Origin of the sequence: Sodalis sp. RH21 (assembly GCF_047324175.1) — a bacterium.
Lineage (GTDB): Bacteria > Pseudomonadota > Gammaproteobacteria > Enterobacterales > Enterobacteriaceae > Acerihabitans.
This window is the reverse complement of sequence record NZ_CP178732.1, coordinates 3,601,948-3,615,974: the sequence shown is the minus strand read 5'-3', so window position 1 is coordinate 3,615,974 and position 14,027 is coordinate 3,601,948. Positions and strand designations below refer to the sequence as shown.

13 protein-coding genes are annotated in these 14,027 nt (G+C 59.3%); 11 read left to right on the top strand and 2 right to left on the bottom strand.

Going from position 1 to position 14,027, the window contains the following annotated elements:
- Positions 1-21: 21 nt before the first annotated feature.
- From ACL2XP_RS16580 to ACL2XP_RS16545, 8 genes are all read left to right on the top strand, one after another.
- Complete coding sequence (locus ACL2XP_RS16580) at positions 22-1,566, top strand: FAD-dependent oxidoreductase (protein WP_413733960.1); 1,545 nt, start codon at positions 22-24, stop codon at positions 1,564-1,566.
- A 104-nt stretch (positions 1,567-1,670) separates the two neighbouring features.
- Positions 1,671-2,720, top strand: a complete 1,050-nt coding sequence (locus ACL2XP_RS16575; RefSeq protein WP_413733959.1) for an ABC transporter substrate-binding protein — start codon at positions 1,671-1,673, stop codon at positions 2,718-2,720.
- Positions 2,721-2,752: 32 nt separating this feature from the next.
- Positions 2,753-3,577: a transporter substrate-binding domain-containing protein gene (locus ACL2XP_RS16570; protein ID WP_413733958.1), complete on the top strand. Its 825-nt coding sequence runs from the start codon at positions 2,753-2,755 to the stop codon at positions 3,575-3,577.
- Positions 3,577-4,434, top strand: a complete 858-nt coding sequence (locus ACL2XP_RS16565; protein WP_413733957.1) for an amino acid ABC transporter permease — start codon at positions 3,577-3,579, stop codon at positions 4,432-4,434. The genes ACL2XP_RS16570 and ACL2XP_RS16565 overlap by 1 nt, the downstream gene beginning before the upstream one ends.
- Before the next feature lie 40 nt (positions 4,435-4,474).
- Positions 4,475-5,431 (top strand): homocysteine S-methyltransferase family protein, encoded by a 957-nt coding sequence (locus ACL2XP_RS16560; RefSeq protein ID WP_413733955.1) that lies wholly within the window; start codon positions 4,475-4,477, stop codon positions 5,429-5,431.
- Positions 5,432-5,528: 97 nt separating this feature from the next.
- Positions 5,529-6,023, top strand: coding sequence for a DUF2946 family protein (locus ACL2XP_RS16555; RefSeq protein ID WP_413733954.1), 495 nt, complete (start codon positions 5,529-5,531; stop codon positions 6,021-6,023).
- 118 nt (positions 6,024-6,141) lie between these two features.
- Positions 6,142-6,543 (top strand): copper homeostasis periplasmic binding protein CopC, encoded by a 402-nt coding sequence (copC, locus tag ACL2XP_RS16550; protein ID WP_413733953.1) that lies wholly within the window; start codon positions 6,142-6,144, stop codon positions 6,541-6,543.
- A 225-nt stretch (positions 6,544-6,768) separates the two neighbouring features.
- Positions 6,769-8,040 (top strand): MFS transporter, encoded by a 1,272-nt coding sequence (locus ACL2XP_RS16545; protein ID WP_413733951.1) that lies wholly within the window; start codon positions 6,769-6,771, stop codon positions 8,038-8,040.
- Positions 8,041-8,081: 41 nt separating this feature from the next.
- On the opposite strand, the gene ACL2XP_RS16540 is transcribed toward ACL2XP_RS16545, so the two are convergent.
- Complete coding sequence (locus ACL2XP_RS16540) at positions 8,082-9,047, bottom strand: sugar kinase (protein ID WP_413733950.1); 966 nt, start codon at positions 9,045-9,047, stop codon at positions 8,082-8,084.
- A 20-nt stretch (positions 9,048-9,067) separates the two neighbouring features.
- The gene (locus tag ACL2XP_RS16535; RefSeq protein WP_413733948.1) at positions 9,068-9,901 is read right to left on the bottom strand and encodes a DeoR/GlpR family DNA-binding transcription regulator; all 834 of its coding nucleotides are present in this window, start codon (positions 9,899-9,901) and stop codon (positions 9,068-9,070) included.
- 431 nt (positions 9,902-10,332) lie between these two features.
- Here ACL2XP_RS16535 and ACL2XP_RS16530 point away from each other — a divergent pair, with 431 nt between their 5' ends.
- From ACL2XP_RS16530 to ACL2XP_RS16520, 3 genes are read left to right on the top strand one after another with little or no spacing between them, the layout of a single operon-like run.
- The gene (locus ACL2XP_RS16530) at positions 10,333-11,187 is read left to right on the top strand and encodes a tagatose bisphosphate family class II aldolase (protein ID WP_413733947.1); all 855 of its coding nucleotides are present in this window, start codon (positions 10,333-10,335) and stop codon (positions 11,185-11,187) included.
- A gap of 44 nt (positions 11,188-11,231) precedes the next feature.
- Entirely contained in the window at positions 11,232-12,149 is a 918-nt protein-coding gene (gene pfkB / locus ACL2XP_RS16525) for a 1-phosphofructokinase (RefSeq protein ID WP_413739193.1), read from the top strand.
- A gap of 8 nt (positions 12,150-12,157) precedes the next feature.
- A complete protein-coding gene (locus ACL2XP_RS16520; RefSeq protein WP_413733946.1) occupies positions 12,158-13,606 on the top strand; it encodes a PTS fructose transporter subunit IIC in 1,449 nt (482 codons plus the stop codon).
- Positions 13,607-14,027 lie beyond the last annotated feature (421 nt).

Here is a 14,027-nt window from a genome sequence, read left to right as displayed (position 1 = left end):
CCAACCATCAACAGGGGTGATATGAACCAATCCGCAGCAGGGGAAACGCTATTTGACGAGTATTTTGACGTAATTGTCGTCGGATTCGGTTTTGCCGGCGCCGCGGCGGCCCTGGCCGCCCACGATAGCGGCGCACATGTATTGTTGATCGAAAAAATGCCCGATCCCGGCGGCATTTCCATCTGTTCGGGCGGCGGGATAAGAATCGTCACCGACCGCGAACCGGGCCGCGCCTATTTGCGCGAAACGGCCGGGCCGGACGTGCCCGACGCGGTGATCGATATGATGACCGACGGCATGATCGGGTTGGAAGCCTATTTCCGGGAGCTGGCCAAAATCAACGATGCCAGCATCGTGGTGCGCGAGCGCGGCGGCAACTACCCGTTCCCCGGCCATGACGCGCTGGGCATCGTCGAGGTGGCGGAGATCCCGGGCTTCGACGCGCAGCGGGAATACCCCCATGCGCGCGGACGCCTGCTGGGGCCGAACGTCTTCAAATTGCTGCACGATAATATCCGCGCCCGCGGCATCGAAGTACGCCTGTCCGCCGCCGCCGGACGCCTGGTTACCGGGCCGGAGGGCGAGGTCACCGGCCTGACGGTGCGTCAGGGCGACGGGGAGCGTTCTGTCGGCGCCCGGCGCGGCGTGATCCTGGCTACCGGCGGGTTCGAGGCGGCGCCGGAAATGCAACGCAAATACTGGCAGATCCGCCCGGTGATGTCCGCGGCCACCCGGGCCAATACCGGCGACGGTATCCGCATGGCGCAATCCGTCGGCGCCGATCTGTGGCATATGTGGCATTTTCACGGCTCGTACGGGTTTCGCCATGTCGATCCCGATTATCCGTTCGCCCTGCGCGTGAAGCGCCTGCCCGACTGGTTGCCGGAGGTTTCCGCGCCGCAGGTGGCGATGTCCTGGATTATGGTCAATAAACGGGGCGAGCGGTTTATGAATGAATACCACCCGTACTTGCAGGATACCGGCCACCGGCCGCTGGACCAGTTTGACCCGGTCACCCGGCAATTCCCCAATATTCCGGCGTTTCTTATCGTTGACGAGGAGGGACGTAAACGCTATCCCCTGGGGCAGGCGGTACTCAACGATCGCGCGTTCACGCCGTATGCCTGGAGCGAGGATAACCTCAAGGAAGTCGCCAACGGCATCCTGCAAACCGCCGCTTCCATCGACGAACTGGCGGCGCTGATCGGCACCGACGGCGCCACCCTGGGCGCGACCCTGGACCGATGGAATGCCCAGTGCGAGCGGGGCGAGGCGGACGAATTCGGCCGGCCCGCGTCGAGCATGCTGCCGGTGAAAACGGCGCCCTTTTACGTTGGCCGCCTGTGGCCGCTGGTCAACAATACTCAGGGCGGCCCGGCCCACGACGCGCAACAGCGCGTGGTCAATCCCTACGGCGAGCCGATTCCCCGGCTGTACGCCGCCGGCGAATTGGGCAGCATCTGGGGGTTTTTATACCTGGCGGCGGGCAATCTGGCCGAATGTTTTATTACCGGCCAGGTGGCGGGACGCCACGCCGCCGGCCTGGCGCCGCGGGAAACCCGGTGAATACGCTCAACCGCCGGCAAAATCCGCGGTTGCCTCGCGCCGCCCATGGGCGCGGCACATCCGCGCTGGCGCATTCTTTTTCTCGACCTGGAGCTTAATACTTTATGTTTAACCGACGTACGCTGGGCCTATTATCAGCCCTGGCCTGGGCCGCGCTGGCCCCCGCCCACGCGGAGCCGCTGGCTCAACGTTTCTCTGCGCTTTACGACGCCGCCAAACCCGAAAAACAAGTGGTGTTTTATAATACCTTCCGTAAAGACACCAACCAGCAGCTGGCCGACTTCTGGCAGAAAAACTTTCCCGATATCAGCCTGAAAATCGTGCAGAAACAGTCGCTTGATCTGATCCCCACCATCGAATCCGAAAAGGCCGCCGGCAAGACGCTGGCCGATGTGGTGATGATTAACGAAACCTTCGTGGCCGACGAATGGAAGAAAAAAGGCTATCTCGCGCCGTATAGAGTCAGCGATTTCGACAAATTCCCCGCCCAATACCGGGATAACGACGGGGCGTATTACATCACCACCGTCGCGTTGCTGACCGCCGCATACAATAGCCGTGCTTTTCCGGATAAATCGGTGTTGCCGCACAACCTTAAGGGCTTTACCGATCCGCGCTGGAAAGACCAGCTGCTGCTGGGTGATCCCAAGGTCGCCGCGTCGAATCAGGCCTTTTTCCTGACCCTGCTGGATAACGGTAAAATGAATTGGGATTTACTGGCCGCACTGGCGCAGCAGAATATTCTGTTTACGCGGGGCAACGCCGACTCGGCGCGGCTGATCGCCACCGGCGAGCGGACGCTGTCGCCCATGGTGTCTTCGCAAAACGTGATTGCCGCGCGCGAAAAAGGCCAGCCGATCGATTTTTATATTCTGGATGAAGGCGCCATCCAACTGCTTCAGCCGGTAGGGCTGTTCAATGGTTCGCCCCATCCCAACGCGGGCAAACTGCTGATGGAAACCCTGACCAGCGTGGAAGGGCAGGAACTGGTGGCGCAGGCCGGCGCCTATTGGCCCACTCATCCTGACGCCAACGCGCCGGAGCATTTACCCAAACTGGCGACCCTGCATCCGGATGCCAGCCGCGTGGAAATCGGCGGGGCGGCGTCGGAGGCGTTTCTCAGCCGCTTCAGCCAGGTGTTCAAACGCAATTAACGGGTCGCGTTATCGACCCCACGGGAACCACGATGAAACATACTGTAATAGCCTGGCTGCTGGGCCTTCTAGGGTCGCTGGCCGGCGCGGGGGCGGCGTTGGCCGGCCCGACACTTGACCGGGTCAACCAGACCAAAGTGCTGCGCGACGTGCTGGTCAACGACTATCCGCCGTTTGGCTTTATCGACGAAAATAACCGGCTCGCGGGTTTTGACGTCGATGTCGCCAAGGCGGTGGCGCAAAAGCTCGGCGTGAAGCTGGAACTGGCCACGCCGGGCTGGGAGACTATCGTCGGCGGCAAATGGCAGGGGCGGTGGGATGTGTGCATCTGTTCCATGACGCCCAATACCGAGCGCGCCAAAGTGCTGAATTTCCCGGTGCCCTATTACAGTTCGCCGGCGGTGCTGGTGGTCAATAAAGACGAGAAAAACATCAAGGGCGCCGCCGATTTAAACAATAAAAAAGTGGGCGTCGGCATCGGATCGAGTTATGAGAATTACCTGAATAAATCGCTGGCGATCCCGGGGGCCGCGCCTATTAGCTTCCCGTTTGACCGGGTGCAGATTGTACCGACGGATGAAACCGTCGCCTTCCAGAATCTGGCGTTGGGGGCCGGCACCCGCCTGGACGCCATCGTTTCCGATCTGGCCACCGCCAACGCCCGCATCGCCAAAAGCGATCGTTTCCGCATCGTCGCCGAGCTGTATGCCGAACCCAACTGGGTGGCGACCGATAAAGGGGACGCGCAGTGGGATCAAACCGTGGCGGATACGGTGAATGCCCTGCGCGCCGACGGTACGCTGGCCAAAATTTCCCGCCATTGGCTGGGGGAAGATATTACCCGGGCCGCGCCATAATGGTGCCGACCCCCGCCGCTTCCCCGAACCCATCCAAGCTTGGCGCCGATGCGGCGATCGCCCCGGAACGGCATCGCGCCGGGTTTCGGTTGCGCACCCTGGCGACCTGGGTATTATTGCTGACGCTGCTGCTGGGGCTGTTTTCTCGCATGGATCTGGATTTTGGCCTGATCCGGCAAAAGCTGCCGTTTATGCTGGGGCTGCATTTGTCGCCGGACGGTTTTATCCAGGGCGCGGCGCTGACCCTGGTGATAACCGCCGTCGCCATGCTGTTTTGCACGCTGCTGGGCATTATTACCGCCGCGGGCCGGTTATCCTCCAGCGCCATCGCTTTTGGCTGCGCCACGTTTTATACGTCGCTGTTTCGCGGCACGCCGCTGCTGGTGCAGGTACTGATTATTTATCTGGCCCTGCCGCAGGCGGGCATCGTGCTGGGGGCCTTCAGTTCGGGCATTATCGCCCTGTCGCTCAATTACGGCGCCTATCTGGCCGAAACCATCCGCGGCGGGGTGATCGCCATCCCCCGCGGGCAGACGGAGGCCGCCATGGCGCTGGGGCTGCCGCGCAGCGTGATTGCTACCCATATTATCGCCCCGCAGGCGCTGCGTATTATTGTCCCGCCGGTGGGCTCGCTGTTTATTTCCATGCTGAAAGATTCATCGTTGGTGTCGTTGATGGGGTTATGGGAGCTTAATTTTCTGGCGCAATCCTATGGCCGCAGCACCTATCATTATATGGAAATGCTGACGGCGGCGGCGGCCATCTACTGGCTGATGTCGATGGTGCTTGAGCTGGCGCAGGGGCGGCTGGAGCGCCATTTCGGCCAGGGCTACCGGCCGCGCGGCCCGCAGCGCTAGATCGCGGATATTCCCCTTTCCCCCTGATTAAGGAGCCGCCATGGGCGACGAAGGCAGTACGGTAATACGCGGCGCGATTACGCTGCTTGACGGCGGCATGGGCCGCCTGCTGGAGCAGCTGGGGGCGCCGTTTCGCCTGCCGGAGTGGTCGGCGCTGTCGCTGATCGAAGCCCCGGAGTACGTGGCGCGGGCGCATCAAATTTATGCCGATAGCGGCGCGCAGGTGCTGACCACCAATACCTTTGGCCTGGTGCCGCATATGCTGGGCGAGGCGCGGTTTGCCCGGCAGGCGCAGTCCCTGGCGGGATTGGCGGGGCAACTGGCCCGCGCGGCGGCCGACCGGGCCAACGCCGCCGCTCCCCTATATCCGGTGCGGGTGGCCGGCTCGCTGCCGCCGCTGTTCGAGAGCTACCGGCCGGAAAAATTTATTCCCGATCGGGCGGACGAGATCCTGGCGCCGCTGATCGCGGGGCTGCTGCCCTGGGTCGACTTTTGGCTCATCGAAACGCAGAGTTCCACGCTGGAGGCCCTGACGGCGCTGAACGCCGTTAAACGCGTCAGCGCGCTGCCGGTCTATATCGCTTATACCCTTAAGGACGAAGCCGGGCGCACCGGGCCGGCGGAGCTGCGGTCGGGCGAACCGGTGGCCGCCGCCGCGGCGGCGACGCTGGCGGCGGGCGCCGCGGGGATCTTGTTTAATTGCAGCCAGCCGGAGGCGATGGGCGAGGCGATCGTCGCCGCCAGGCGCGTGATTGATGCGTCGTCCACCCCCGCGGCGGCGCTGGGGGTCTATGCCAATGCCTTTATGCCCGAACCGCCGTCGGACCAGCCCTATGCCGGCATTTCGGCCATCAGGGACGATCTCGACCCGCGACATTACCTGGGGTGGGCGCGCCGCTGGGTCGGGCAGGGTGCCACCGTGGTGGGGGGATGCTGCGGCATCGGCCCCGAACATATCGCCGCGCTGCGGGATGCCTTTTCACCCGGGTGCCGCTGAACGGCCGCGGGCAAAATATTTTTTGGCCGGCGGCTCCTTTACTGCATTAAGTGTTTTACTATAGGCAAATGAGAATGCTTATAATTATCCAGTTGTTATGTTCCCTTTGCCGGCCGCGGTGGCGCCGATAACGCGTTATCCCGCGCGCCGCGGCCGCTGCGCCGCCTGGCTGGGCATCTGGGCATTACTGATGCTGTTTATTGCGCCGGTGATATCACAATCACTGGAGCGCGCCCGCGCCGGCGCTGCGCCTGGCGGCATGCTGGATGGCCGGGAAATGGGCCATGCCGTCGGCGATGCCGTTAGCGCTGATACCATGGGCCATGCCATGGCCCATGCCCCGTTCCCGCGGCATCCCGATCGCGGCGGATCGTTGCCCCACTCCATGCCGATGTCGGCGGATTTCGCCTGCGGATATTGTTTATTATTAATTCATTTACCGCTGCTGGATGCGGCGGGCGTCGCCCTGTTCTGGTCGGCGGTATCGACCGCCGGGCCGCCGCCGGCGCAACCGGGGGCGCCGCTGCTTGCCCGCCTGGTGTTCCCTGCTTTCCTGGCCCGCGGACCCCCGGCCCGAATCCCTGTCTTTTAATCATAACCGACGATGTTACCCGCCGGCGCCGTTATGGCGCAGCAACGCGCCCGTCGCCTTTTATCGGCTTCGGGCGGCGGGGCGGGATTGTATTTGATTGATCAAAAAGGGATTTAATATGCATTGCCATACCTTGAAGCGCCATGCTTTTTTTAGTAAAGGCACGCTGCTGCCAACGGCCATCCTGTTGGCCGGGGCGCTGCTTTCCCAGCAGGCGCTGGCCCACGCTCATCTGAAAACCCAAACGCCCGCCGCCAGCAGCACCGTGTCGGCCGCGCCCGATAAGCTTACCCTGGAATTCACCGAAGGCGTGGAACCCGCGTTTAGCGGCGTAGAGCTCGCCTTGGCCGATAATACGGCGGTGGCGACCGGGAAACCGCAAATCGACGGCGCGGCCAATACCCGGCTAATCGTGCCGCTGGCCGCGCCGCTAGCCGCCGGCCGGTACCAGGTGAAATGGCACGTGGTGTCCGTTGACGGCCATAAAACCCATGGCGCTTACGTGTTTACGGTTAAGTAACGTCCAAATACGCTGATTTCAGGCGTAAATAACCGCTATGACCCGACGGCCTATCGCAGGCCGCCGGGTCATCTTTTTTCCGCCGGCGGCCCGGGGCGAAAAAACCGTTTTAGCACTGATTGATATGGTGAAAACCGCGGCAAGTACGTTAAGCTGAACCTCCCGCTCCGGGTACGACCGTTATTTTTTGGGCACGACTATACTCATTTACCATCAGGATTCGCCATGCCTTCTTCTGCTACCGCCAGCGCGGACTCGCTGTTGCACCATCGTTCTTTTGTCGCGTTCTGGCTGGCCCGTACCGGTTCCAGCTTCGGCTTCCAGATGCTGTCCATCGCAGTGAGCTGGCAAATCTATTCCATCACCGGGCGCGCGCTGGATCTGGGCCTGATCGGCCTGGCGCAGTTTTTGCCGTCGGTCGCCCTGGCGCTGCCGGCCGGCCATGTGGCGGACCAGTTCGATCGCCGGCGCATCGTGCTGTTCGGCCAACTGGCCGAATGGCTGGCCATCGCGGCGCTGGCGGCGCTGACCCTGACCCACCATGTTAATGAAGTGGTGATCCTCGGGCTGATTTTCCTGATCTCCGTGGCCAAGGCCATGGAAGCGCCGTCGCTGCAATCAATGCTGCCGGCATTGGTGCCGCCGGCGCTGCTGGCGCGCGCCATGGCCGCCAATGCCGCTTCCGGCGAGGCGGCCATGATGGTCGGGCCCGCCCTGGGGGGCTTTTTGTACGTCGCGGGGGCCGGCACGGTGTATGCGGCCGCCGGCGCGCTCTATCTGATATCCATCGTCATGGTCAGCCGGCTGCATTATGAACATACGCCGCCGCGCCGGGTGCCGGCCAGTTTCGCCACCCTGTTCGCCGGCGTGCGTTTTATCCGCGCGCGGCCGGATGTGCTGGGGGTGATTTCGCTGGATCTGTTCGCCGTGCTGCTGGGGGGCGCCACCGCTTTGCTGCCGATCTTCGCCAAGGATATCCTGCACACCGGCGCATGGGGCCTGGGGCTGCTGCGCGGCGCGCCGGCGGTGGGTGCGCTGCTGGTGGGATTCTGGTTAAGCCGCCGTTCGCTGGAGCGGCACGTCGGCATGATCATGTTTATCGCGGTGGCCGGCTTTGGCGTCGCGACGCTGGTGTTCGCGCTGTCCAGCGTACTCTGGTTGTCGCTGCTGGCGCTGTTCGCCCTCGGCGCCTTCGATATGGTCAGCATGGTAATCCGCGGCGCGCTGGTGCAGCTCGATACCCCGGACGACATGCGCGGCCGCGTCAGCGCGGTCAATTCGATATTTATCAATACGTCCAACCAGCTGGGGGAATTTGAATCGGGCCTGCTCGCGGCGTGGGTAGGCGCGGTGCCGGCCGCCGCCCTGGGCGGCATCGGCACCCTGCTGGTGGTCGGACTGTGGATGGCCTGGTTCCCCAATCTGCGGCGGCGCCAGCGTCTGGATAACGGCAGCGCCGAAGCGCTAAATGAAAGCGGCGCCGTCGATACCCTGTAGTACCAATCAGCGCGTCTGAGGGCGGCGTGCCGGGATAGCTTTCAATGCTGTCCGCCGGCCGCCACGAATAGCTCCAGCTCGGGCAGGGTGGACGTGCCTTCCATCGGGCCTTGCCGGGATATGGCCAGCGCCCCGCTGGCGGCGGCGAAACGCAGCGCCTTTTTCACCGGATACCCCTCCAGCAGCAGGCAAACGAAAGTGGCGCCAAAACAGTCCCCGGCACCGGTGGGGTCAACGGTATCGACGCTAAAACCGGGAATATGATGTTCGATGCGCTTGCCCCGGCCGTCAATGGCATAGTAGCTGGCGCCTTTGGCGCCGCGTTTAATCACTACGTGCCCAATCCCGTCGGCCAGCAATTTGGCGACCACATGCTCCTCGTCCTTATCCTCGCTTTCGGCAAAATAGTCGAGTTCGCTTTCACTGGGCAGAAAAATATCCGTGTATTCCATAATAAAATCAAACGCCTGGGACATTTCAGGAATATTCAGCATTTCTTTGCGGATATTGGGATCGAACGAAATGGTGCCATGATTATTTTTTATCTGATGAATCGCTTTACAGATGGCATCGATAATGCGAAACGAAAACAGCGAGGAACCCATGATATGCAGATGCCGGCAGTTGCTAAGCTGGTGCTCGTCGATATACTCGGCGCTCAGATACCCATTGGCGCTCTGGGTCATATTAAAAATAAAATTACGCTGGGTCTGGTTCTGGTAACTGACAAAAGCGGTACCGGTGACGGCCGCAGGGATCACCGCCACATTGGCGATGTTCACCCCGTCGCGGCGCAGGCGATTCATGCAAAGCGTGCCGAAAGTATCCGCGCCCACGCAGCTAAATAACATGGAAGGAAAGCCCAGCATGGCAACCTGATCGGCGTAAATCGCCGGCGCACCGCTTGGGAACGGGCCGGTAAACTCACCGGGCAACGTTAAATCCTGATTGATTTCCTTAGCCAGGAACTCGACCAGGATTTCACCGATGGTACAAATCGTTCGCATAATAGCCAGACTCCCATGACTCAGTCTTTAGCGTTCAGTGCCGCGTGGATGTAGGTGAAACATTCGTTGTTGGTGTAGCGATTGAGCAACCCGTTGGCGACCAGAGGCTGGTGGTATTCGGCAATCACATCCTGCGGCGCGATCATACAGCTAATATCATCCAGGCGGCCCACGGGAAAAGCTCCCGCCTGTTCCGCCATGCGTTTAGGCAACAGCACGATGCGCCGACTGGCGCAGGCCATGACTGCCCGGTAGGTTGCCGCCCACGTCTCGTCATACAGCATCAGTTCGGCGCCGCCGGCTATGGTATCGATGGCGGTCACGCTTACCGTGATGGGGCAAGCATCCAGCGCGGCCAATAGTAAATCACCGTGCAGGGCCTTGGTCGCCGGATTAAGGTTGCCGCCGGCGAGAATCACTTTGCCGTTGATAAAATCCAGTGCCGCCTGCGCATGGCTGAGATCGTTAATCAGCAACGTTAAATTTTTTAGCGGCGCCAGGAACGGCAGCATTTTCCGCGTCAGTTCCCCGTGGCCGAGGAATAGGACATCGCCGTCCTCGATACGCTGCGCGCACTGGCGCGCCAGTTCGATTTCCACCGCCCGGTTGCCCCCAGGCAATCCGCCCGACTGGGTGGCGTTATGGGGCAGGTCGTTAGGGGTAGTATAGATGGCGCCCCCAAATGACCGCTTAAGATATCCCTGCTGTTCCAGGTAATTCAGATCGTTACGGATGGTGACGCCGGAGACGCCCAACCGGGCCGACAAATCATCCACCTTGATTTCCCGGTTTTTACGCACCATCTCGGCGATCTCAAGGCGCCGCTTCAGTTGGCTGGTAGATGGTTTCGGCACATGCTCCCCCATGGATAACAACAACATCACACCGTGATATCGCCTCAAATTTTCGCACCAGCGTGAAGTATATACGTAAATCCCCGCCTTTATTTTTAAACCTATGCCCAGCAGCATGATGTTACCGCAACAACGGGACTGGGGGGTGCGAAGCCCTTCACAAATTGTTGTAATTCAATAGCCTTACCGTGGCATGACCGGGGCGTAAGGCATCATTCCGAGAGTGATTCATATTTTAAATGAAGGTATTAATTATTAAATAACTTTCAAAATTAAAATTATTTAATAATAAGTGAAGTCGATCACGAAAGTACAGGCTGAATGAAGCTACATTTTTGAGCGAAGAGAGCGTGATTTTTTAATTTTGGTTTCATTATGAAAATCCTACATCACGCCGGCGGGCCGGATCGAAACACTAAAAGGACTCGGGTATGTACATTATTTCAAGCAAAAATGTCTTGCAGAAAGCGCAGCGCGAAGGTTTTGCCGTGCCCGCGTTTAACATCCATAACCTGGAAACGCTTCAAGTGGTGGTGGAAACCGCCGCCGAATGTTCAGCACCGGTGATGCTGGCGGGTACGCCGGGCACATACCGTTATGCAGGCGTTGATAACATTGTCGCGCTGTGCCGCGCCCTTGCCGCCGAGCATCGCATACCGCTGATTGTTCATCTTGATCACCATGAGTCCCTGGGGGATATCGAAAGCAAAGTCAGCCGCGGCATCCGTTCCGCCATGATCGATGGATCGCATCTGCCCTACGGGGACAATGTGGCGTTGGTCAAAGAGGTCGTGGCCTATTGCCACCGCTACGATGCGAGTGTCGAGGCGGAACTGGGCCGGCTTGGCGGCATGGAGGACGGTTTGGTGGTCGACGAAAAGGACTCGCTGTATACGTCGCCGGCCCAGGCCGCGGAATTCGTGGCGCTTACCGGCATTGATTCGCTGGCGGTGGCCATCGGCACCGCTCATGGCCTGTATGCCAAACAACCGCGTCTTGATTTTGAGCGCCTGGCCGAAATCCAGCGCCGGGTGGATATTCCGCTGGTGCTGCACGGGGCCTCGGGGCTGTCCGACGAGGATATCCGCCGCGCCATCGGCCTAGGGGTATGCAAGGTCAACGTGGCCACCGAATTGAAAATCGCCTTTTCGGATGCCTTGAAGCGCTATTTCCAGGAGCATCAGCAGGAAAACGACCCGCGGCATTATAACCAGCCGGCGAAACTGGCCATGAAAGAAGTGGTAAAAAAGGTGATTAATGTGTGCGGCTGCGCCGGGCGGCTATAATCGTCAGTTTATGACTTATTTTATTGTAAGGGGAGGGGATGCCCTTGATTTATACGCTGACGCTCAATACGGCAGTTGATATGAATATTCAATGCCGGGAGTTGGCTCCGCAGGTGGTAAATAGAACTCAGGGAGTCAATTATTTTCCTAACGGAAAGGGGGTAAATGTTTCTATAGTGCTGCGGCATTATAATGTCCCGTCGCGGATAATTGGTTTTTTTGGTGGTTTTACCGGCCGCTATATTATGGATGAGCTTAATTCCCAAGGCTACGATGTTTGTCCTATTTGGCTTGATGAACCGACGCGGATTAATGTCTTTATCAATGATGGCCGCAACGAATATAAATTAGTATCCCCCGGGGCACGGGTGAATGAACAGCGCCAGCAGCAATTGTTGGCACAATTAAACTACCTCAGCCCAGGGGATTATCTGGTGATCAGCGGCAGCTTACCGCCCGGCATCGACAGCGGTTACTATCATCAATTGCTTACGCTGTGTCAGAGCAGGGATATCGGCGTGATTCTGGACATCAGTGCGCCGGTGCTGGCGAAGCTGCTGGTGTTCCGACCATTATTAATCAAACCCAACGATGAAGAAATGCGGGAGATTTTTGGTTTTACCGTCAGCACTGCGGCGCAGGCCAGGGTCGCCATCGCCCGGTTACATCAACTGGGAGCTCGCAATGTGCTGCTGACGATGGGCGCCCAGGGACTTTATTTTTCCAACGGACGGTCTTTATTTTTTTGCGATGCGATAAATGTACGTGTATTAAGTTCAGCCTGCGCCGGCGATGCCGCGCTGGCGGCCTTTCTCAGCGAATGGCTATATAACGGACCTGTGGATCAGGCATTAAAAAAAGCCGCCGCCACCGGTGCAAATGTGGCGGAATCCGAAGGTCTCGGAACATTATCAAAGGTGCATAACTATATTCCACAGGTTAACGTTAAAATAATCCAATAGGTGATGCTATGAGCAAAATATTGGCGGTGACCGGTTGTCCTACGGGTATTGCCCATACCTTTATGGCGGAGGTTGCATTAAAAAATGCGGCGCAAAAACTCGGCGTTGAAATTAAAGTTGAAACCAACGGCGCTTCCGGCGTGGAGAATCAATTAACCGCAGAAGAGATTCGCGACGCGCTGGGGATCATCGTTGCCGCCGATAAGGATATTGATATCGGCCGTTTTAACGGCAAGCCGGTGATTGAGGTGCCGGTTAAAGAAGGTATCATGCGCGCCGCGGCGCTGATCGAACAGGTGCTGGCCGGGAAAGCGCCATTGCGAAGCCGGCCGGCCGGTACTACGGCGGAAGCCGGTGGGCAACATGAATCGGCGGGGCGCCAGATCTATAAGCATCTGATGAGCGGCGTTTCCAATATGCTGCCCTTTGTAGTAGCCGGCGGTATTCTGATCGCGCTGTCGTTTTTATGGGGCATCTATTCGTCCAATCCGGAGTCGTCCGAGTATAACGCTTTTGCCGCGCTGCTAATGAAAGTGGGCCAGCAGGCGTTTTCCATTATGGTACCGGTTTTCACCGCTTTTATCGCCGCCTCTATTGCTGGGCGTCCAGGCATGGTGGCCGGCTTTGTCGGCGGCTTGCTGGCCACGGCTACCGGCGCCGGTTTCCTCGGCGGCATCATCGCCGGTTTCGCCGCCGGCTATCTGATGTTGGCGATGATGAAACTGCTGGCCGGCCTGCCGCGTCAGTACGAAGGGCTGAAGTCGATTTTTATCCTGCCGCTGGTGGGGGTATTTGCCATCGGCGCCCTGATGGTGCTGCTAGGCCAGTCGGTAGCGGGTATTAATAACGGGATGATGGCCTGGCTGAGCGCCATGCAGGAGGCCAATCCGGTATTGCTGGGCATCGTGGTCGGCATGATGTGCGCTTTTGATTTCGGCGGGCCGGTGAATAAGGCGGCCTATGTGACAGGGACATTGCTGTTGGCGCAGGGCAATACCCTGTTTATGGCCGGAGTATCTGCCGCCTGCATTACTCCGCCGCTGGTGATTGCCCTGGCCACCACCTTGTTCCGACGCGGCTTCACCGAAGAGGAGCGCGCCGCCGGCGTGGTTAACTACATCCTTGGTTGCACCCATATCACCGAGGGGGCCATCCCCTTCGCCGCCAAAGATCCCTTGCGTGTGATCCCGATCATGATGGTGGCCTCGTCCCTTTCCTCCGTGCTCAGCTATAGCCTGCATATCCAGGTACCGGCTCCCCACGGTGGGTTTCTGATCCTGCCGCTGGTCAGCCGGCCGGTGCTATGGGTGCTGTGTATTCTGGCCGGATCGCTCACCGGCGCGGTGATCATGGGCACCTGGCGCGTGATGCTGGTGAAGAAAGAAGGGATGGAGGCCAGGGCCATAAAGGCGTCTGCGAGGGAGATTCATTTGGCAAGCGAAACAATTCGAAAGTAAAGTCCGGACGCTTAAGACGGCCGACGGCTTACGGCTTTTATAAAATCAGCCGCCTCCGGCGCAGACAACGCGCCGGGCGGCGATGACGGCCTGGCGCGGCAAGAACCGCGCTTTTCCGACCCGCAACGTCCTGCCTCCACTTCCCTACGCCCATGCAGATGGTCGCCGAACAGGCATTTTCTTTTCAGTGCCGGCGTGCCGTAAAGTATTATTTCATTGTATTTAAATACAAATTTCCTCTCTCATCCTATGCTCCGGCGCTTTTTCCTGGCTGGTCTTTTTGCGGCGCTCCGCCATCGGCGTGGACGCGCCTTTTGATTTTCAGTCACCGACAAAGGATGTTTTAGACACGGATCACGAAAATCGAAAATGCGCATTGCTAGATAATCGAAATATAATGATTATAATCGAAATCAAATGG